The organism is Pseudomaricurvus sp. HS19, from assembly GCF_009857815.1.
Classification (GTDB): Bacteria; Pseudomonadota; Gammaproteobacteria; order Pseudomonadales; family Cellvibrionaceae; genus Pseudomaricurvus.
The window spans coordinates 325,331-344,551 of the sequence record NZ_WVVW01000002.1 but is presented as its reverse complement, the minus strand read 5'-3'; the positions used below and the strand labels follow the sequence as shown (position 1 = coordinate 344,551).

Genomic DNA, 19,221 nt, shown 5'->3' with positions numbered 1-19,221 from the left:
GCAATAATCGCGATGGCAGCCAGCCTGTGGCTGTTGCTGGCCGCGCCTCTGTCGCTGGCCGACGCGGTGGTGGACAGTGTGCGCCTGTGGCGTGCACCGGACAGTACCCGCCTGGTGTTTGACCTCAGCGGCGAGGTGGAGCACAAGCTGTTTCCCCTCAGCAATCCCGATCGTCTGGTGATCGATCTCAAACAGGCCAGCCTCAATACCTCCCTGTCGCAACTGGAACTGGAAGGCACGCCCATCCGCAGCGTGCGCTCGGCGGTGCGCAACGGCAGGGACCTCCGCGTGGTGCTGGATCTCAGTGGCGCCATCCGGCCGAAAAGCTTTTTCCTGCGCAAGCACGCTGACAAGAGTGACCGTCTGGTGGTCGACCTCTTCGATCGGGCCGCGGAAGTGGAAAAAACCGTGCAACAGGCGGTACAACAGCAGAGCGGTACGCGGGATATTGTGATTGCCATTGACGCCGGCCACGGCGGTGAGGACCCGGGCGCGCTGGGGCCAAAGATCGGCGGCAGCCGGCTGCGGGAGAAAGACGTGGTGCTGGCCATCAGTAAAGAGCTGGCCGCCATGATCAACGCCGAAAAGGGTTACCGGGCCGAACTGGTGCGCACCGGCGACTACTATATTCCCCTCAGCAAACGGCGCGATGCCGCCCGCGAGAAACGCGCTGACCTGTTTGTGTCGGTTCACGCCGATGCGTTTACCAATACCAAGGCCCGCGGCGCGTCTGTATTCGCGCTGTCGCTGCGCGGCGCCACCTCGGAGACGGCACGTTTCCTGGCCCAGAGCGAAAACGAGGCTGACCTTATCGGGGGTGCCGGCAGCCTGAGCCTGGATGACAAGGATGAAATGCTGCGCGGCGTGCTGGTGGAGCTCTCCATGAACAAGCAGCTGGAGCACAGTCTGCTGGCCGGCGACCGGGTACTGAAATCCATGGATTCGGTGGCTAAACTGCACAAAAACAACGTGGAGCAGGCGGGCTTCGCGGTGCTGAAGTCACCGGATGTGCCCAGTATCCTGGTGGAAACCGGGTTTATCTCCAACCCGGATGAAGCCAAAAAGCTCAACAGCAGTTACTACCGCAAGCAGATGGCGAAATCCATTTTCACCGGCATCCGCCAGCACTTTGAGGCGTTGCCTCCCGCCGGTACCTATATCGCCTCCCGCAAAAACGGTGGGGCGAAAGTCGCAGGTGGCCTGGAGCACGTCATTACCCCGGGGGATACTCTCAGTGGCATCGCCCGCCGTTACGATGTCAGTGTGGCTGATATCCAGAAGGCCAATCGAATGAACAACAGTGTGATTCGTGTCGGCCAGAAATTGAAGATTCCGGCCTCCTGACACCGCCGCGGTGCCGGCCTCCTGATGCCACCACTGCGCCGCGCCTCTGAACCAGACCCAACCGTTTAATGGAAAGATTGATGGCAAAAATTCAGTTGCTCAGCCCCCGTTTGGCCAACCAGATCGCTGCGGGTGAGGTGGTGGAGCGCCCGGCGTCGGTAATCAAGGAGGTGCTGGAGAACAGTCTGGATGCGGGCGCCACCCGCCTGGATGTGGAGGTGGAGCAAGGTGGCACCAAACTGATGAGGGTGCGGGATAACGGCGGCGGGATCGACAAGGATGACCTGCCGCTGGCGCTGAGCCGCCACGCCACCAGCAAGATCTATCATCTCGACGACCTGGAAGCGGTGGGCACCCTCGGTTTCCGCGGCGAGGCATTGGCCAGTATCAGCTCGGTGTCGCGGCTGACGCTGACCAGTAATACCGAAGAGAGCAGCAATGGCTGGTGCGCCCGTACCGAAGGACGGGATATGGAGGCGGAGCTGATGCCGGCGGCGCACCCCAAAGGCACTACGGTGGAAGTGCGGGACCTGTTCTTTAATACCCCGGCGCGGCGCAAATTCCTGCGCACGGAAAAGACCGAGTACAACCGCATTGAAGAGGTGGTGCGGCGGCTGGCGCTGTCGCGCTTTGATGTCACCTTTAACCTGCGCCACAACGGCCGCGCCATTCACAACTGGCGTGCGGCTCAGTCACAGGCGGAGCAGGAGCGGCGGGTGGCACAGGTGTGCGGCCCCAGCTTTATGGAAAACGCCCTGCATCTGGATATCGAACGCTCCGGCTTACGCCTTTGGGGGTGGGTGGCTCTGCCAGCCTTCTCCCGCAGCCAGGCAGACCTGCAGCACTTCTTCGTCAATGGTCGCGCCATTCGCGACAAGCTGGTGAGCCACGCGGTGCGCCAGGCCTATCAGGATGTGTTGTTTCACGGCCGTCACCCGGCCTTTGTGCTCTACCTGGAACTGGATCCCGCCAGCGTCGACGTCAACGTCCACCCCACCAAGCACGAGGTGCGCTTTCGCGACAGTCGCATGGTGCACGACTTCCTGTTCCGCAGCCTGCACCAGGCACTGGCGGATGTACGGCCACAGGACCGGCTATCGGGCAGTGAGCCATCAGCGGTGCTGTCACAGCCACAGGCCGGGGTCAGCGGCGGGGCCAGCGCCGGCGAATTTCAGGGACAGGAGGCGATGCGCTTCCAGCCCCAGGGCGCCAGTCGTCCCATGGGCACCGGCTATGGCGGCGGCAGTGTGGCGGCGCCGTCAATGGATGGTTATCGCTCGCTCTACAGTGTGGCCGAGCCTGCGGTGGCGGCAGCACCCATGGGCTTGCCGCAGGAGAACGAGGAGATTCCGCCGCTGGGTTACGCCATCGCCCAGCTGAAAGGCATTTATATCCTGGCGGAAAATGCCCAGGGCCTGATTCTGGTGGATATGCATGCGGCCCACGAGCGCATCACCTATGAGCGCCTCAAGCAGGCCACCGACAGCCAGCAACTGCAAACCCAGCCACTGCTGGTGCCGGAGACCATGGCGGTGAGCCAGAAAGAGGCGGATTACGCCGAGGAGAATCGCGCCCTGTTCCAGCAGCTCGGTTTCGACCTGCAACGGGCGGGGCCGGAGAGCCTGATCATTCGCCAGATTCCGGTGCTGTTGAATCGCGCCAATGTGGAGCAGCTGGTGCGGGACGTGCTCGCCGATCTCCTGCAGCATGGCAGTACCCGTCGCTTGCAGGAGCATATGAACACCATTCTGGCGACCATGGCCTGTCACGGGTCGGTGCGTGCCAACCGGCGGCTGTCGATTGCGGAGATGAACGCACTGTTGCGGGATATGGAGGCCACCGAGCGCAGCGGCCAGTGCAATCACGGCCGTCCCACCTGGACCCTGATGAGCATGACCGAGCTGGACAAGCTGTTCCTGCGCGGCCAGTAGACCGCGCCGGTTCACACTAATTGGGTTGTCTCTTTACCCCGGCCACAGGCGCCGGCAGGCAACCCTTCTGCAGTAACTCCAGGGCGGCTTCGGCATCCACCGGTTTGGAGTAGAGGAAGCCCTGGCCGAAGTCGCAGGCGTTGTGAGCCAGAATATTCTGGTGCGCCAGGGTCTCCACCCCTTCTGCCACCACCTTCAGGCCCAGCTTGTGAGCCATGGCGATAATGGCGCTGACGATTTCACGGTCGTCGTTGTCACTGGTGATGTCCTGGATAAACGAGCGATCAATTTTCAGCACGTTGACCGGCAGTGATTTCAGGTAACTGAGTGAGGAGTGGCCGGTTCCAAAGTCGTCAATGGCGACAGAGACCCCCAGCGCCTGCAGGCTGCTGAGCTGTTTGCGGGTCAGTTCCACATCTGTCATCAGCATCGTCTCGGTCACTTCCAGCTCCAGACTGTGAGGCTGGACCCGGTGACGCTCCAATGAGGCAGATACCTGCGCCACCAGATCGGTATCCTGCAGCTGGCTGGGAGAGAGGTTGATGGCTGTGCAGGTCACCTGTTGGCCGAGACTGCGCCAGAGGGCGACCTGCCGGCACACCTCGTCGATGACCCAGCTACCCAGTGGCACAATCAGTCCGGTCTCTTCCAGTACGCTGATAAACATATCCGGGTAGAGCAGCCCGCGCTCCGGGTGTTGCCAGCGTATCAGTGCTTCAAAGCCAAACACGCGGCCGTTTTCCAGTTCGATCTGTGGTTGGTAGTGGAGGATAAATTCCCGGTTGCGAATGGCGCGGCGCAGCTCGGATTCAAACGCTACCCGGTGTACCGCTTCTTCGGTCATGTAGGACTCGAAGTGCAGGTAGGTGTTGCGACCCCGGGCCTTGGCCTTGTACATGGCGAGTTCGGCGTTGCGCAGCAACTCCTCGCTGCTGCTGCCGTCAGCGGGTGCCGAGACAATACCGATACTGGCGGAGACGATCACATCGGCGTGACCCAGCTTGATCGGGGTACTGAGGGCTCGCAGTATATTCTGCGCCACACCGAAGTGATCCTGCGGGTGGGTCATGGAGGAGAGAATGATGCAGAACTCATCGCCGCCAAGCCGGGCGATGGTGTCGGTGGTGCGCACGCATGAGCGCAGTCGCTCTGACACCACCTTGAGCAGCTCATCGCCGGCGGAATGGCCCAGGGAGTCGTTGATGCGCTTGAAGTTATCGAGGTCGATATAGAGGAGCGAAAAGAAGGCATTGTCCGCCGCACTGATCTTCAGCGCGGCGTTGATCTGCTCGATCAGTACCGGGCGGTTATTGAGCTGGGTCAGTGTGTCAAAGGTGGCGAGGGTGTGGAGCCGGTTGCTGCGCTGGATCAGCTCGTCGCTCATGGCGGTCAGCTGCTCACACACGTTTTCCTCAATGCTGTTGAGTTGGTCGATTTCATCGCTGAACCAGTGATTGGCCCGGTTCTGTTGCAGACGCTCCAGGGCAGTGCGGAAGTTGCCGCTGGTGAGCATCGGTACTATCTCTGCCAGCCGTTTCAGGCGTTGGATGGGTTGCCAGATCAGCAGCAGTAACAGCAGGCAGGAGAGCAGGATCCCGGCGACCGCTGCCACCATGTGCGAGGAGCTGGAGGCCCGCATAATGGCAGCGCTGGAAGAGGTGTCGGCGATGATCACGAAATAGCCGGGGCGGCGGCTGGCTTCAATGGAGACAAGGTCGACATCGTAGGTGCGTCCCTGGAAAGCAACACTGTTGCTCTGATTGAGAGCGCTGCGCAAGCCCACCTGCTCCGTCAGGGTTTGCAGAATGGGAATGGCGCTGCCGGGTGATGTCATGATCTTGAGATCCTGTTGCCATCCCGACAGATGCTCCACCGCGGAGCCGTTGTTGCTGGTGCTCGGCAGCATGATACCGATGTGAGTGCCGGATATGCGGGCGAAGTCGATCAGCATGTCTGCCATGCTGATCTCCAGCTGCAGATACTGCGGCTGTTTGTCGGCGGTCAGAATGGGGGCAACGATGACCTGACGACAGGAGCGTTCACAGACGATGCCCCAGTGGGGCGTGGGAGTGATGTCAGAGTTTTCAGGCAGCTGTGCCTGAACCTTGCTGGTCTGCCAGAGCACTTTGCCACTGTGGTCATAAATTGCCGCGTCCTCAATGCCCCAGTTCAGTTGCAGGGTGGGCCAGTTGGCGAGCAGCAATTGTTGCAGCGAGAGCTGTGGTTCGCTGCTGCCCAGTGCCGGCATCAGGTCGATCAGTTGCAGGTAATGGTGGTAGGACTGAATCAGCAGTCCCTCCAGCTCTCTGTTGATGGAGGCAAAGTTCTGTTGCTGTTGCTGCTGTGCCAGGCTCTGCATCTGCCGGTGGTTGAGAAACAGCAGCAGACTGCAGAGCCCGATCAGAATGGCCGCAATCAGGCCAACCGCTTTCCATTTCAGACTGACAAACATGGCCGTCGCCTCAGAACTGATAGTGGATCTGGGCGGCAACCATGGACCACTCCTCTTCAGCATCCGGCAACCAGTTCTCGTTCCAGGAGAGCCAGGCGGTGCCAGTCACCTCGTGCAGCTCCAGTGCCAGGTGCCAGTTCTTGTTGGGGCTGTAGGAGATGCCGAAGGTGGAGTCATAGGCGTAGCGGTTGTGCGCTGGTCGCCCGGTGGCCGCAGCGAACTGACTGCCGTCCTTGTCGTCCTTGTCGGCGTAGAAGATGTCCCGCCGGGCGTAGACGCGTACCCCATTGGGCCAACGATAGGCAATGGCGCCGTAGAGGCTGCGGGTGGGCTGGTCATTACGGCCCCGGGGTGAGGAGTCGTAGCGATCGTAGGTCAGGTTCTGGAACTCGGTGGTGAACTGCCAGCGCTCCAGATTGGCGTCCAGTGAAAACAGGTGAATATAGGTGGTGGTGTGGCCGGGGTAACCGTTCAGCGGCACCAGCTGGGTCACGCCGGGGCCGACAGTGACCTGGCGCATGCCGGGATCCGGATCGAACTCGGTATAGATTTCGGTGTAGGTGTAGCCGAGTTTCAGCCGTGAACCGAAGGATTCGGTGGTGATGCGGGCGATGGTGATCTCTTCGTTGACCAGCTCACCTTTGAGATAGGCGGGGATAAAGAACTCGTTTTCCGCCTCTTCCGTAATGATCGGTTTGCCAGTCAGCAGGTCCAGCTGCAGCAGGTGATCGCCGAGGTACCAGTGTCCGTAGAGGGAGACAGAGTCGGAGCTGTGGAAAACATCCCTGAATGGATCCATATAGATGGACTCCGCCAGCAGGATGGAAGGCCGGTAGGCGGCGATATCGCGGGTTTCGCTGTAGAGTCCATAGGGGTTTTTCACCCGTCCGGCGCGCAGTCCCCACTGTGTGTCCATGCTCTCGAACAGATTCAGGTCGGCGAAAGCGTAGTCGGTATAGATGCCATCCGGGGAGGTCTTGCCGGCGCGGCGGTAGAGTGCCTGCCCGGAGACCGTCAGCCTCGGGTGCAGGCGCCAGTTGAGGCCCAGGGCGGCGCTGCTGAATTCCCAGCTGTAATTCTCACTGTCGCCAAAAAAGCTGTTGTCTGAAGTCTTGATAACCCCCTGGCTCAGGTAGCCATGCCATTGGGGGCCGGACTCCGCCAGCAGCTGCGGACTCAGCAGACAGCAGAGCAGGGCCAGCGCGTGACGCGCGAGCTGCTTGCTAGGGCGTAATATCGACAATAATAAGAGACTCATTGCTCTTCTCTTGTAGGAGTTCGGAGATATCCGGGGTCAATTCCAGATAACCAATGCTGCCCGGGTGCCGGCGCAGCTGTTGCAGCATGGTGTCGCTGTCAGGGACTTCGTTGGGGGCCTGCCCGGTGCCGGTGTAGACCAGCCGGTCCCAGTGGCGGCGCAGCTGGTGTGGCAGTAACGCCAGGACCTGCTGCACGAATCGCTGGTGGGCGGCATCCTGGTCGGGCATGACGTAGGCCCGGATGGGGGTGCCATCGCTCCAGCGGCGGGCGTTCATGGAGAAGATGGCGCGAATTTCGTTGATTTCCAGGCTTTCCCGGTAGGGGGGCGGATTCAGCAATACTGCAATCCGCTGCGGGGGGGCGTCTGTATCGGCGGCGTGCACACTCCCGCAGGCGGCTATAAGCAACCACAGCAAGACGTATCTCAGGTGTGAGATGGGGGTGGGGAGATGGCGCTGATGATGCGTCATGGAGCGTTGGTGCAAAAGTCCTCCACGCGCTGGGGTAAATTGCACTGGCAATGCCGATTCAAGATTTTGGCATTGTAATGCAAGATAGGCCCTCCTGTTACCCCGATTCGTACCCAATTACCGGTCGAGTTGATGGTTAACAACCGCCACATGGTAAAATGCAATAATGCACGACAGCAATGTTTTTTCAGGTGACAATGGCCGGCCGTTGGTGGTCTTTCTGATGGGCCCCACCGCCTCGGGCAAGACCGATCTGGCCATCGCCCTGCACCAGCGATTGCCCATGGATATCATCAGTGTCGACTCGGCGCTGGTCTATCGCGGCCTTGATATCGGCTCTGCCAAGCCCGATGCCGCGGAGCTGGCGCAGGCGCCGCATCGACTGCTGGATCTGAGGGATCCTGCGGAACCCTACTCGGCCGCCGATTTCCGCGAGGATGCGCTGCAGGCAATTGCGGAAATACACGGCGCTGGGCGTATCCCGCTGCTGGTGGGCGGTACCATGATGTATTTCAAGGCGCTGCTGGAGGGCTTTGCGGACATGCCCGCCGCCGATGCCGGGGTGCGGGCGGCTATTGAGGCTGATGCTGAACGCCATGGCTGGCCCTGGGTGCACCGGCAGCTGGCGGCGGTTGATCCGGAAGCGGCAGCGCAGATTCACCCCAACCACTCCCAGCGACTGAGCCGTGCGCTGGAGGTCTACCGGGTCAGTGGCGAGACCATGACCGCCCTGCGTGAGCGGCAGGAGCGCCAGGCCCAGGATTTGCGGCAACGCTTTGACGTAGTGCAGGTGGCCATTATGCCCCGTCAGCGCAAGGTGCTGCATGAGCGCATCGAGCGGCGCTTCCGGCGCATGTTGGAGCAGGGGTTTCTGGCGGAAGTGGAGGCGCTGCACCGGCGTCCGGAGCTGCACCGGGATCTGCCGGCGATCCGTGCCGTGGGCTACCGCCAGGTGTGGGAGTACCTGGATGGTGATTGCAGTTACGAGGAGATGGTGGAGCGGGGCATAGCGGCCACCCGACAGCTGGCCAAACGGCAGTTGACCTGGCTGCGGGGCTGGCCCGAACTGCACATTATCTATACGGACACAGAGGCTGGTCAAAATCGTCAAAATTTTGAGCTTCTGAACGAATTTTTGAACTTTTTACCGAAACTGCCCCTATAATAGGGCGGTGCTATCAGGTTTCTGGTAGGCCGTCAGTCAAAGTCAGTTCATTAAACGCTTGTTGGCCAGTCTGACCATTAGCAGATTGGTGTTTTTGCTTGTTTCTGAATGAAGGAGAATAACTATGTCAAAGGGGCACAGCTTACAAGACCCTTATTTGAATGTTCTGCGCAAAGAGCGCATTCCGGTTTCCATCTATCTGGTTAACGGCATTAAGTTACAGGGGCAGATCGAGTCCTTCGATCAGTTTGTCGTACTGCTGAAAAATACCGTCAGCCAGATGGTTTACAAGCACGCAATTTCTACCGTGGTGCCTTCCCGCCCGGTGCGTGTTCCTATGCTGAACCCTGCGGCCTCTGCCGATGGGGAAGACAGCGAGTCCTGATACCCTGAGGTACGTGGTTGTTTTTTGAGCGTCCCGAATCCGGTGAACTGGCGGTGCTGGTTCACCTGGAATTTCCCCAACACACCGATCCGGATGATCCCCGCGAATTCGAAGAGCTGGTGCTGTCAGCCGGCGGTGATCCCGTTGCCATGATTTCCGGCCATCGCGCCACCCCCCATGCTCGCTACTTTGTCGGTACCGGCAAGCTCGAGGAGCTGCGGGAGTGTGTCGAGACACACGGCGCGGAGCTGGTGATCTTCAACCACACCTTGAGCCCGAGCCAGGAACGCAACCTGGAGCAGGAGCTCAAGTGCCGGGTGCTGGACCGCACCGGTCTGATCCTCGATATCTTTGCCCAGCGCGCCCGCACCCACGAAGGTAAGCTGCAGGTGGAGCTGGCGCAACTGCGCCACATGTCCACCCGGCTGATTCGCGGCTGGACCCACCTGGAGCGCCAGAAAGGGGGTATCGGCCTGCGCGGTCCCGGTGAAACCCAGCTGGAAACAGACCGTCGCCTGCTGCGTGTGCGCATCAAGTCCATTGAGAAGCGGCTGGAAAAGGTGCGTAAGCAGCGGGACCAGGGGCGTCGAGCCCGGCGCCGTGCCGAAGTGCCTACCGTGTCGCTGGTGGGTTACACCAACGCCGGCAAGTCGACCCTGTTCAACCGCATCACTGCGGCCGGGGTATACGCCCAGGACCAGTTGTTTGCCACACTGGATCCCACCATGCGCCGCATCGAGCTGCCCACCCTGGGGCCGGCGGTGCTGGCGGATACGGTGGGCTTTATCAGTCACCTGCCGCACCGTCTGGTACAGGCCTTCCGTGCGACGCTGGAGGAGGCCGCCAGTGCCGACCTGCTGCTGCACGTGATCGATGCCGCCGCGGAAGAGCGCAGCCGTAACATCGAGCAGGTGGAGGAGGTGCTGGAGGAGATCGGTGCCGCTGACCTGCCCCAGCTCAAGGTGTACAACAAGATTGACCTGCTGGAGGAGTTGCAGCCGCGCATCGATCGCAACGAACTCGGGCGGCCTGTTGCAGTATGGCTGTCTGCGCAGAGCGGTGCCGGGGTGGAACTGCTGCTGGAAGCCCTGGCTGAACTGCTGGGCGAGGACCGTGTAGTACAGACGCTCATCCTGGCGCCGGCACAGGCGCGTTTGCGTGCCCGTCTCTACGCCTGTCATGCCGTCACTCATGAAGACTACACTGACTGTGGGGACATGGAGCTGGCCATCAATGTGCCAAAGTCCGACCTGTTGCGTATCCTCAGTCAGGAGCACCTGCAGTATGACGAGTTGCGCTGGCATTGAGCTGGCGCCAATTCAGCATAAATAAGCAAAAACAGATTCAAGAACAGAGATCTGCAACCGTTAAGGCAGAGTTAATTCGGTTAACAATAACAGTGGCTTTGTTAGAATCGCTGTCGCTTTGATGGTCGCAGACCAGGAAATTCAAAAACGGAGATTAACTATGGCCTGGAACGAACCGGGTGGTAACGATCAGGACCCATGGGGAGGCAGAAAAGGTGGTGATGGACCGCCGGATCTGGATGAGGCCCTGAAAAAATTTCAGGAGAAGCTGAACGGTATTTTCGGTGGCGGCTCCGGTGGCGGCAGTGGTTCCGGCGGTGGCTTCAGCAGCAGCCTGCTGGGCCTGTTGCTGGTGGGTGCACTGGTGGTCTATGGACTGTTTGGTATCTATCAGGTGAACGAACAGGAGCGTGCCGTGGTGCTGCGCCTGGGTGTCTACCACGATACCGTGGGGCCGGGCCTGCACTGGAACCCGCCGCTGATCGACCAGGTTTTCCCGGTCAACGTCACCAAGGTGCGCTCGCGCAGCGCCCGCGGCCAGATGCTGACCCAGGATCTGAATATCGTCGATGTAACCCTCTCCGTGCAGTACGAAATTGGCGATGTCAAAAGTTTCGTGCTGAACGTGCGTGATCCCGAGAGTTCACTGGTGCAGGCGACCGACAGTGCCCTGCGTCATGTGGTTGGCTCCAGCCCCATGCACGAAGTGCTGACCGAGGGTCGTGAGAAAATTGCCATTGAGGTGCAGACCCGCTTGCAGGCTTACCTTGACTCCTACCAGACCGGTATCAGTCTCGGTACGGTGAACGTGGAAGACACCTCCCCACCCCGTGAGGTGCAGGCAGCCTTCGATGACGTGAACAAGGCGCGGGAAGACGAGGAGCGTCTGAAGAACGAAGCCCAGACCTACTCCAACGGCATCCTGCCGGAAGCCCGTGGTGCGGCGCAGCGCGTGATCGAGGAGGCCATGGCCTACCGCGAGCAAGTGGTGGCCAAGGCAGAGGGTGAGGCCAAACGCTTTGAACAGTTGCTGACCGAGTACCGCAAGGCGCCGAAAGTGACCCGCGAGCGTCTCTATATAGATGCCATGCAGGAAGTAATGTCAAACAGCTCCAAGGTGATGGTGGACGTGGAGGGTGGCAACAACATGCTCTACCTGCCGCTGGATAAAATTATCGGCAGTAGCAGCAAGCCCGTTACTTCCGGTCGTGCGGACGAAGTCTCCCCCGATGTGATTCGTGAGATTGCCGATCAGGTGGCCGATCAGTTGCGCCGTGAGTCAATCAACAACACCCGTCGCAGGGAGGTGCGCTGATTATGAATAACAAACTGTTTGCCGCTGTAGTGGCGGTGTTGCTGGCAGTGGTGCTGGCTTCCAATACGCTCTACATCATTCACGCTACCGAGCGTGGGGTGCTGCTCAAGTTCGGTAAGGTGGTGGAGAGTGACCTGCCACCGGGCCTGCACTGGAAACTGCCGATGGTGCACGAAGTGCGCAAGTTCGATGCCCGTATCCTGACCCTGGATGCGCGTCCCGAGCGTTTCCTGACGGTGGAGAAGAAAGGCATTATCGTCGACTCCTTCGCCAAGTGGCGCATTCAGGATGTGGGCACCTTCTACACCTCCACCAACGGTGAGGAGTCGCGGGTCGAGCAGCTGCTGGCGCAGCGCATCAACGAAGGCTTGCGCAACCAGTTCGCCACCCGTTCCCTGCAGGAGGTGGTGAGTGGTGAGCGTGACCAGCTGATGGAAGACCTGACCGGCAGCCTTAACAAACTCACTCTGGAGCGCTACGGCATCCAGCTGGTGGATGTGCGCGTAAAGCGCATTGACCTGCCGGAGCAGGTGAGCGATTCGGTGTTCAGTCGTATGACCACCGAGCGTGAGCGTGAAGCCCGTGAGCACCGCTCCAAGGGTAAGGAGCAGGCGGAAGTGATTCGCGCCGATGCCGATCGCCAGCGCACGATTCTGGAGGCCGAGGCCTATCGTGATGCGGAGCAGATGCGTGGTGAAGGTGACGCCAAGGCGGCCGCCATCTACGCTGCTGCTTACAATCAGGACCCGGAGTTCTACAGCTTTATGCGCAGTCTCACGGCCTATAAAGAGTCCTTCCAGACCAAGGGTGATGTACTGCTGGTAGCCCCGGACAGCGAGTTCTTCCGCTACCTCAAGGACAAGACCCCCGAATAGGGTGAAAGCCGCGCCGCGCCTGCGTTGTTACGCAGCGCGCATCGGTGGTAGAATGCATCAACCGGGCCCGAACAGGCCCGGTTTTTTTGTGTCTGGCAGATCCGTAATCCTGCCGGCGCCAAGATTTTACAGTCCTCGGAATACAGGCAAGCGCCGGTCATGTGGGAAGAGTTGGGAAAGGCGTTCTGCCTGATGCTGGTACTGGAAGGGATCTTGCCTTTCCTCTACCCCCAGCGCTGGCGCCGTATGGTGGCGACCCTTGCGCAGGTGAGCGACCAGCAGCTGCGCCTGGTGGGACTGTTGAGCATGCTGGCCGGAGCCGGCCTGCTGTACCTGATTCACTGAACGGCGGGTTGCCGGCTCCGGTGCCGGAGTCCTGACCTGCCTCAAGAGGTTGAACATCACCCATGACCTACGCTGACCGTTGGTTATTGCCTGATGGCGTCGAAGATATCCTGCCCGAGAAGGCCGCCCGCATAGAGACCCTGAGACGGCGGTTGCTGGATCTCTACCAGCGCTGGGGCTATGAGCTGGTGATTCCACCGCTGATTGAATACACCGAATCCCTGCTGATCGGTCTGGGTAGCGACATCGACCTGATGACCTTCAAGATCACCGATCAGCTCTCCGGTCGTACCATGGGTATTCGTGCCGATATCACCCCGCAGACCGCCCGTATTGATGCCCACAGTCTGCAGCGCAGCGGGCCGTCCCGTCTCTGCTACGCCGGCCATGTGCTCTTCACCCGTCCCAAGTCACCCCTGGGTACCCGTTCGCCGATCCACGCCGGTGTCGAGCTCTATGGTGAGGCCGGGGTGGAAGCTGACGTGGAGGTGATCTGCCTGCTGCTGGCCTCGCTGCAGGCCTGTGGCCTGCAGCAGCTGAACATCGACCTGGGCCACGTGGAGATCTACCGCAGCCTGGCTGACATGGCCGGCCTGGATGCCACCCGGGAAGGCGAGCTGTTTGACCTGCTGCAGAGCAAGGCGGTGGCGGATATCAACGCCTGGGTGGATGCCAACGTCAAACAGGCGGCGGTTGCCGCCATGCTCAAGGCGCTGCCGCAGCTGGCCGGTGACCGCACTGTCCTCAAGGCGGCGCGGGAAAAGCTGGCCGGCGCTCCGGCGGCGGTGTCAGCGGCGCTGGATACGCTGGATGCGATTGCGGCCAGCCTGACCGAGCGCTATCCGCAGGCGCGTCTCTACTTTGATTTAAGTGAGCTGCGGGGCTACAACTATCACACCGGCGTGGTGTTTGCGGCCTTCGCCCCGGGCTTTGGTGTCTCGGTGGCTAACGGTGGTCGCTACGATCACGTGGGTGAAGTGTTTGGCAACGCCCGTCCGGCCACCGGCTTTGCGATCGATATTACCGCCATCGACAAGCTGGTGCGGGTGCCGCCCCCGTCCCACGGTGCTGTTTTTGCGCCCCACAGTGATGAGCCAGGCTGGTGGCAGGAGATCAATCGCCTGCGCGAGCAGGGCGAAGTGGTGGTGTGTGGCTTTCCCGGTCAGGGCGTGGCGGATGTGCACGCCGATTGCGACCGGCAGCTGGTATTCGAACATGGGCGCTTCTCTGTGAAGTCTCTCTGAATCTGTTAATTCCCTCTACACGAGTTATCTGAACGATGGGCAAGAACGTTGTTGTGCTGGGCACCCAATGGGGTGACGAAGGCAAAGGTAAAATTGTTGACCTGCTGACCGACCAGGTGTCGCTGGTGACCCGCTTTCAGGGCGGTCATAACGCCGGCCACACGCTGGTAATCGACGGCAAGAAAACGGTTCTGCATCTCATCCCCTCCGGCATCCTGCGTGCCGATGTGACCTGCATGATCGGTAACGGTGTGGTGCTGGCCCCCGACGCCCTCATCAAGGAGATGGCCGGCCTGGAAGCCAACGGTGTGCCGGTACGGGAGCGCCTGCGCCTGTCCCCCGCCTGTCCGCTGATCCTGCCCTACCACGTGGCCCTGGATCAGGCCCGCGAAGCGGCTCGTGGCAACGCCAAGATCGGTACCACCGGTCGCGGTATTGGTCCTGCCTACGAAGACAAGGTGGCCCGTCGCGGCCTGCGCCTGGGTGACCTGATGTGTCCCGAGCGCTTTGCCACCAAACTGAAAGAGGTGCTGGAGTATCACAACTTCGCACTGGTGAACTACTACAAGGCCGAAGCGGTGGATTACGACACCGTGCTGAAAGATGCCCTGGCCTGGGGTGAGCAGCTGAAGCCCATGGTGGCCGACGTTACCGACCTGCTGCACACCGCCCGTGAAAACGGCGAAAGTATTCTGTTTGAAGGTGCCCAGGGTTCTCTGCTGGATATCGACCACGGTACCTACCCGTTTGTAACCTCCTCCAACACCACCGCCGGTGGGACCGCTACCGGTTCCGGTTTTGGTCCGCTCTACCTGGATTACGTGCTGGGTATTACCAAGGCCTACACCACCCGCGTGGGCGGCGGCCCGTTCCCCACCGAGCTGGAGTGCGCGGTAGGCAAGCACCTGGGTGAGAAAGGTCATGAGTTCGGTGCCACCACCGGTCGTCAGCGCCGCACCGGCTGGTTCGATGCCGTGGCTGTACGTCACGCCATCCGCATCAACAGTATCTCCGGCCTCTGCCTCACCAAGCTGGATGTGCTGGACGGTCTGGAGACGGTCAAAATCTGTATCGGTTACCAGGACAGCGAGGGCAACAGCATAGGTGTTCCTGCCGATGCGGAAGGCTGGGAAGAGGTGGTTCCGGTCTATGAAGAGATGTCCGGCTGGAGCGACAGCACTGTGGGTGCCAAGAGCTGGGATGAGCTGCCTGCAGCGGCCCAGGCCTACATCAAGCGCCTGGAAGAGCTGGTGGGTGCGCCGGCCGATATTATCTCCACCGGCCCGGACCGGGTAGAGACCATCGTGCTGCGTCACCCCTTCGCGTAACAGCAGTGCACTCTCCGGGTGATGCGTCATCCGGAGCCACAAAAAAGCCGCCTTTCATGGCGGCTTTTTTGTGGCTGTTTATCCGGCAGGTTATTGCTGCCGGTGGTTCCAGTCGATGCACTCCTGCAGGGTGACGCCGCTGCCGCCAAAGATATCCAGCGCGCTGCCGATGGTGAGGTCAACCCGGCCGTCGGAGAGCTGATCCACCAGCTGCAGGTCCTGCAGGCTGCGGGCGCCACCGGCGTAGGTGACGGGAATGGGGCAGCTGTTGCCCAGCAGGCTGACCAGGGCTTCGTCGATGCCACCCTGCAACCCTTCCACGTCAGCGGCGTGAATCAGGAATTCGGCGCAGTGTTCGCTCAGTGCCTGCAATGTCTCGGCGTTGACCTGTGTGGCGGTGACTGTCTGCCAGCGGTTGGTCGCAATGTTCCAGCCATCGCTGGTGCGGCGGCAGCTGAGATCCAGCACCAGTCGTTCGCGGCCGGTTTCGCCCTTGATCCGTTCCAGCCGCTGCCAGGAAAACTCCCCGTCTTCAAACAGCCAGGAGGTGACGATCACCTGGGCGGCGCCAGCCTGCAGGTAGTGGGCGGCGTTGTCGGCAGTGACACCGCCACCGAACTGCAGGCCGCCGGGCCAGGCCGCCAGTGCTGCCAGCACCGCCTCTTCATTGCCGGGGCCCAGGGCGATCACATGGCCGCCGGTGAGCTGGTGCTGGCGATAGAGCTCGGCGTACCAGGCCGAATCCTTGTCGCTGATGAAGTTGGTGGTGGCGCCGCTGTCGTTAAGGCTGCCGCCGACAATCTGTTTCACCTGGCCCTGGTGGAGATCAATACAGGGGCGGAAAAGGGTCACGGCAGGCTCCTTGGGTTGCACGGCGAAAAGGGTGGGGCGGGATTATAGCGTTTTGCCGCGCCCGGGGCAGGCCTTAATCCGCCGCTGTGGCGGGGGCGCCGAGCCAGTCACCCATGGCCTGGAGCGCCTGATCGCGATAAGGGGGCAACTCATTCACCAGCTGGTGTCGTGCGCCGGGAATCATTTTTGTCTGACTGTTGGGGAATACAGCCTGTATCTGCGTCAGGTTGTAGCGGAAGTCGATGGTGCCGTCGTCATCTCCCTGAACCAGTAACAGGGGGCGCTGCAGGGGCGGCTGTTGCACAAACTGCTGCTGCCAGCGGTGCATGGCCTCCGCCCAGCGCAGGGGGGTGTGGCGGTATTGCAGCGGGTCGGCGTTGCGGACAAAGTCGAGGAACGCCTCGTCGTGGGAGTTGCTGGTGAACTTGCGTGGCAGCTGGCGCAGGTGCCGCAGCAGCGGCAGGGCGTATTGCAGGTGTCCCCAGCTTTTGGGGCGCAGCAGTGGTGCCAGCAGGCAGATGCGGTCAATGGCCTCTTGCGAGGGGTGCTGGCAGAGGTAGTTGAGCCACACGGCACCGCCGGTGCTCTGGCCGGCGCCGTGCCAGGGGCGGGGCAGGCGCCCGGGCACTGTGGCGCACAGCGCCAGGCACGCCTCCAGCACCAGGCGGTACTCATCAAATGAGCCAATGCTGCAGCGCTCGCCGCTGCTGAGGCCATGGCCGGGCAGGTCGAAGGCCACCAGATTCCAGCCCTGTTGCAGCAGGTAGCGCAGGGCGTGCTGCATCAACCCGACGTGATCGGTAAAACCGTGCAGGAAAAACAGCGTGCCGCGGGGGGCGGCCTGCAGCCACAGGTGGCAGGCGATACGGTAGCCGGCGGCGTCAAAGGTGCCGCACAGGTGCTGTTGGCAGAGGCCCTCCTGCACAAAGTCGGTGTGGTAGTGCTGGCTCCAGCGGGTCAGCAGCGGCAGCTTGTCCGCCCCGGGGTCGTTGAGCAGGTCGTGGAGGCTGGGAAGCTGGCGACTGAGGGCGTCGGCGTCAGCGGCGGTAAAGGGCATGGCTTAAACCGGCGGCTGTGGCTTTAAGGGCGTGAAAGCGGCCAGACTGACACAGGGGGCGACCGCCTTCAAGGGCTTACTGCCACTGCAGGCCGCTGGTGTCAGCGCTGGCGTCGGTGCGGTCAGGCAGGGCTGGATAGTCGCCAATACCGGCCTTCTTGCGGTCCGGGAAGGTGATGCTGCCCTCGCTACTGCCGGAGGCGTCCCGGCCCACAATCACATTGCCCCGCACATTGGAGAGGTCGTATTTCTGGCGTGTGTGCAGCAGGTAGTTGGGGCCGTCGCGCTCAAGGATGAAGAGGTTGTTGGTAATCTGCAGCTGGTTGTTGCGCTTGTTGTCCTCCAGGGCGAAGCCGATGACATCGCCATTGGTGGTGCCCGGCCCCTGGTGCAGCACCGAGTCGGTAATCACCAGTTTGCCGCCGTTGGAGATGTCCACCAGCCGGCTGTCGTCGGAGGAGAGGGAGGTCAGCAGGCTGTTGCGGATCTCGTTGACGGCGGCGCGGGATTTGATTTCGTGGCCGGAACCCCGGGCGGCAGCAAAGATGCTGTTGCTGATGTAGAGCTCCCCACCGCCTACATAGACGCCGTGGGCGCGACCGCCGCGACCCAGTTTCACAAAGCGGCTGTCGTGGATGCGCATGATGCCGGGGGTGTAGCCGGTCAGCAGGCCCTGGTCACTGTCGTGGAAGTAGACGTGATCGAGGATGATGTTCTTGCCTTCAAGCCGCACACAGGCGCCGTTGCGGTCACTGACAGAGATGCCGCTGCACTCGATATTGCGGATGAGGGTATTGTGGCCGCGGATGACCATGGCCCCCTTGCCGCCGGTGGCCTTGTTGCGGATGTGCACGGCGCCATTGCCGATGATTCTGGTGTTGCTGGCGGTGAGGAGGAAGGCCTCTTCGTAGATGCCGGGCCCGATCATCAGGGTATCACCGTCGCGCAGAGCCTTGACCGCCTCCTGCAGGTTGGGGAACAGGCGCGTGCCGATGCGGATCTCCCCTGGTGACATGGGTGTGCCGGCTTGCGGCTGCCAGGGGGGCAGCACCTGCTGCAGTTCACTTTCGAGGTCGTATTCCACCGGGATGGTGCCGGCCATGGCCGCCAGCATCGGGAAGCTGTCGTTGAATCGCTCCACCATGCGCTCCTGCACCTTATAGATGACACCGGGGAAAAACAGGTAGACGGTGAGGGCGGAGAGGTGTGCGACCAGCCCGGCCAGGGCGAAATAGAGAACGACCAGTCTGATGACTTTCTGCATGCGGCAATCCCTTCTGCTGAGTATCCGGCCTGCTTCAGGCATCCATTGCGACCGGCGGCAAGGCGCCCAGTATGACCGCCAACCGCGGCGGGGTGCAACCTGGGGGCGGCGGCTGAGGTTTACGATCCGCTCTCCATATGACTATAATTATAATAAGCATAGTTATTAAGTGCAGGCTTATGGAAGATACACTCGCCTCCCTCTTCTCCGATACCTCCCGTCTGATGCGGCGCTATTTCGACGAGCGCGCGCGACAGATCGGGGTCACCCGCCCCCAGTGGCAGGTGCTCACCATGCTGCGCCGCCACGAAGGTATCAACCAGGGCGGGCTGGCGGAGATTCTGGTGGTGGAGCCCATCACCCTCTGCCGCATGGTGGACCGGCTGCAGGAGGCGGAGCTGGTGGAGCGCCGCCGTGACCCCAATGACCGCCGGGCCTGGCAGCTGTTTCTCACCGACCGCGCGCGACAGTTGCTCACGGACCTGAAACCGGTGGGTGAAGAGCTGGTGCAAAAAGCGTTCGCGGGGCTGGATGCGAACGAACTGGAGCAACTGCGGCGGGCGCTGAGCTGCGTCCGTGACAATCTCACGCGCTGAGGGCTGCTGCCTTCAGCCCGACCTCATGCGG

At 61.4% G+C, this 19,221-nt stretch carries 17 protein-coding genes; 11 read left to right on the top strand and 6 right to left on the bottom strand.

All coding sequences use genetic code 11. The features are described 5' to 3' along the window. The first annotated feature begins 12 nt into the window (after positions 1-12). Positions 13-1,344, top strand: coding sequence for an N-acetylmuramoyl-L-alanine amidase (locus tag GSF27_RS09300; protein ID WP_237457469.1), 1,332 nt, complete (start codon positions 13-15; stop codon positions 1,342-1,344). Between the two features lie 80 nt (positions 1,345-1,424). Continuing rightward, positions 1,425-3,275: a DNA mismatch repair endonuclease MutL gene (gene mutL / locus GSF27_RS09295; RefSeq protein WP_160968193.1), complete on the top strand. Its 1,851-nt coding sequence runs from the start codon at positions 1,425-1,427 to the stop codon at positions 3,273-3,275. A gap of 16 nt (positions 3,276-3,291) precedes the next feature. Here the strand turns inward: mutL and GSF27_RS09290 are convergent, their stop codons facing one another. The 3 genes from GSF27_RS09290 to GSF27_RS09280 are packed head-to-tail and all read right to left on the bottom strand — an operon-like array spanning position 3,292 to position 7,325. Beyond that, positions 3,292-5,727 carry an EAL domain-containing protein gene (locus GSF27_RS09290; protein WP_160968191.1) on the bottom strand — a complete coding sequence of 812 codons (2,436 nt, stop codon included), beginning with the start codon at positions 5,725-5,727 and terminating at the stop codon, positions 3,292-3,294. A 10-nt stretch (positions 5,728-5,737) separates the two neighbouring features. Next, positions 5,738-6,985, bottom strand: a complete 1,248-nt coding sequence (locus tag GSF27_RS09285; protein WP_160968189.1) for a hypothetical protein — start codon at positions 6,983-6,985, stop codon at positions 5,738-5,740. Beyond that, entirely contained in the window at positions 6,951-7,325 is a 375-nt protein-coding gene (locus GSF27_RS09280) for a hypothetical protein (protein ID WP_160968187.1), read from the bottom strand. Before GSF27_RS09280 ends, GSF27_RS09285 begins: the two co-directional genes overlap by 35 nt. Before the next feature lie 298 nt (positions 7,326-7,623). Here GSF27_RS09280 and miaA point away from each other — a divergent pair, with 298 nt between their 5' ends. From miaA to GSF27_RS09240, 8 genes are all read left to right on the top strand, one after another. After that, the gene (miaA, locus tag GSF27_RS09275) at positions 7,624-8,622 is read left to right on the top strand and encodes a tRNA (adenosine(37)-N6)-dimethylallyltransferase MiaA (RefSeq protein ID WP_160968185.1); all 999 of its coding nucleotides are present in this window, start codon (positions 7,624-7,626) and stop codon (positions 8,620-8,622) included. Between the two features lie 124 nt (positions 8,623-8,746). Next, complete coding sequence (gene hfq, locus GSF27_RS09270) at positions 8,747-9,007, top strand: RNA chaperone Hfq (RefSeq protein ID WP_160968183.1); 261 nt, start codon at positions 8,747-8,749, stop codon at positions 9,005-9,007. 17 nt (positions 9,008-9,024) lie between these two features. Next, complete coding sequence (gene hflX / locus GSF27_RS09265) at positions 9,025-10,314, top strand: ribosome rescue GTPase HflX (RefSeq protein WP_160968181.1); 1,290 nt, start codon at positions 9,025-9,027, stop codon at positions 10,312-10,314. Between the two features lie 160 nt (positions 10,315-10,474). After that, a complete protein-coding gene (gene hflK, locus GSF27_RS09260; protein ID WP_160968179.1) occupies positions 10,475-11,629 on the top strand; it encodes an FtsH protease activity modulator HflK in 1,155 nt (384 codons plus the stop codon). 2 nt (positions 11,630-11,631) lie between these two features. Next, complete coding sequence (gene hflC, locus GSF27_RS09255) at positions 11,632-12,504, top strand: protease modulator HflC (RefSeq protein WP_160968177.1); 873 nt, start codon at positions 11,632-11,634, stop codon at positions 12,502-12,504. Positions 12,505-12,663: 159 nt separating this feature from the next. Beyond that, positions 12,664-12,849: a DUF2065 domain-containing protein gene (locus tag GSF27_RS09250; RefSeq protein WP_160968175.1), complete on the top strand. Its 186-nt coding sequence runs from the start codon at positions 12,664-12,666 to the stop codon at positions 12,847-12,849. Positions 12,850-12,911: 62 nt separating this feature from the next. Then, entirely contained in the window at positions 12,912-14,093 is a 1,182-nt protein-coding gene (locus GSF27_RS09245; RefSeq protein WP_160968173.1) for an ATP phosphoribosyltransferase regulatory subunit, read from the top strand. 35 nt (positions 14,094-14,128) lie between these two features. Then, entirely contained in the window at positions 14,129-15,421 is a 1,293-nt protein-coding gene (locus tag GSF27_RS09240) for an adenylosuccinate synthase (RefSeq protein ID WP_160968171.1), read from the top strand. A 90-nt stretch (positions 15,422-15,511) separates the two neighbouring features. Here GSF27_RS09240 and hisA read toward each other — a convergent pair whose 3' ends face one another. The 3 genes from hisA to GSF27_RS09225 all read right to left on the bottom strand — a co-directional run bounded on the left by hisA (position 15,512) and on the right by GSF27_RS09225 (position 18,594). Beyond that, entirely contained in the window at positions 15,512-16,273 is a 762-nt protein-coding gene (gene hisA, locus GSF27_RS09235; RefSeq protein WP_160968169.1) for a phosphoribosylformimino-5-aminoimidazole carboxamide ribotide isomerase, read from the bottom strand. Between the two features lie 73 nt (positions 16,274-16,346). Then, on the bottom strand, positions 16,347-17,330 hold the full coding sequence (locus tag GSF27_RS09230; RefSeq protein ID WP_160968167.1) for an alpha/beta hydrolase: 984 nt from the start codon (positions 17,328-17,330) through the stop codon (positions 16,347-16,349). A gap of 76 nt (positions 17,331-17,406) precedes the next feature. Further along, positions 17,407-18,594, bottom strand: coding sequence for a right-handed parallel beta-helix repeat-containing protein (locus GSF27_RS09225; RefSeq protein ID WP_160968165.1), 1,188 nt, complete (start codon positions 18,592-18,594; stop codon positions 17,407-17,409). Positions 18,595-18,773: 179 nt separating this feature from the next. On the opposite strand from GSF27_RS09225, the gene GSF27_RS09220 reads away from it, so the two are divergent. Then, positions 18,774-19,190, top strand: a complete 417-nt coding sequence (locus GSF27_RS09220) for a MarR family winged helix-turn-helix transcriptional regulator (RefSeq protein ID WP_160968163.1) — start codon at positions 18,774-18,776, stop codon at positions 19,188-19,190. The last annotated feature ends 31 nt before the right edge of the window (positions 19,191-19,221 follow it).

Coding starts and splice junctions, on each gene's coding strand:
- miaA (WP_160968185.1), top strand. CDS start 7,624: ATGCACGACAGCAATGTTTTTTCAGGTGACAATGGCCGGCCGTTGGTG.
- GSF27_RS09290 (WP_160968191.1), bottom strand. CDS start 5,727: ATGTTTGTCAGTCTGAAATGGAAAGCGGTTGGCCTGATTGCGGCCATT.
- hfq (WP_160968183.1), top strand. CDS start 8,747: ATGTCAAAGGGGCACAGCTTACAAGACCCTTATTTGAATGTTCTGCGC.
- GSF27_RS09300 (WP_237457469.1), top strand. CDS start 13: ATGGCAGCCAGCCTGTGGCTGTTGCTGGCCGCGCCTCTGTCGCTGGCC.
- hflK (WP_160968179.1), top strand. CDS start 10,475: ATGGCCTGGAACGAACCGGGTGGTAACGATCAGGACCCATGGGGAGGC.
- hflC (WP_160968177.1), top strand. CDS start 11,632: ATGAATAACAAACTGTTTGCCGCTGTAGTGGCGGTGTTGCTGGCAGTG.
- GSF27_RS09220 (WP_160968163.1), top strand. CDS start 18,774: ATGGAAGATACACTCGCCTCCCTCTTCTCCGATACCTCCCGTCTGATG.
- GSF27_RS09245 (WP_160968173.1), top strand. CDS start 12,912: ATGACCTACGCTGACCGTTGGTTATTGCCTGATGGCGTCGAAGATATC.
- GSF27_RS09225 (WP_160968165.1), bottom strand. CDS start 18,594: ATGCAGAAAGTCATCAGACTGGTCGTTCTCTATTTCGCCCTGGCCGGG.
- GSF27_RS09250 (WP_160968175.1), top strand. CDS start 12,664: ATGTGGGAAGAGTTGGGAAAGGCGTTCTGCCTGATGCTGGTACTGGAA.
- GSF27_RS09240 (WP_160968171.1), top strand. CDS start 14,129: ATGGGCAAGAACGTTGTTGTGCTGGGCACCCAATGGGGTGACGAAGGC.
- GSF27_RS09230 (WP_160968167.1), bottom strand. CDS start 17,330: ATGCCCTTTACCGCCGCTGACGCCGACGCCCTCAGTCGCCAGCTTCCC.
- GSF27_RS09285 (WP_160968189.1), bottom strand. CDS start 6,985: ATGAGTCTCTTATTATTGTCGATATTACGCCCTAGCAAGCAGCTCGCG.
- mutL (WP_160968193.1), top strand. CDS start 1,425: ATGGCAAAAATTCAGTTGCTCAGCCCCCGTTTGGCCAACCAGATCGCT.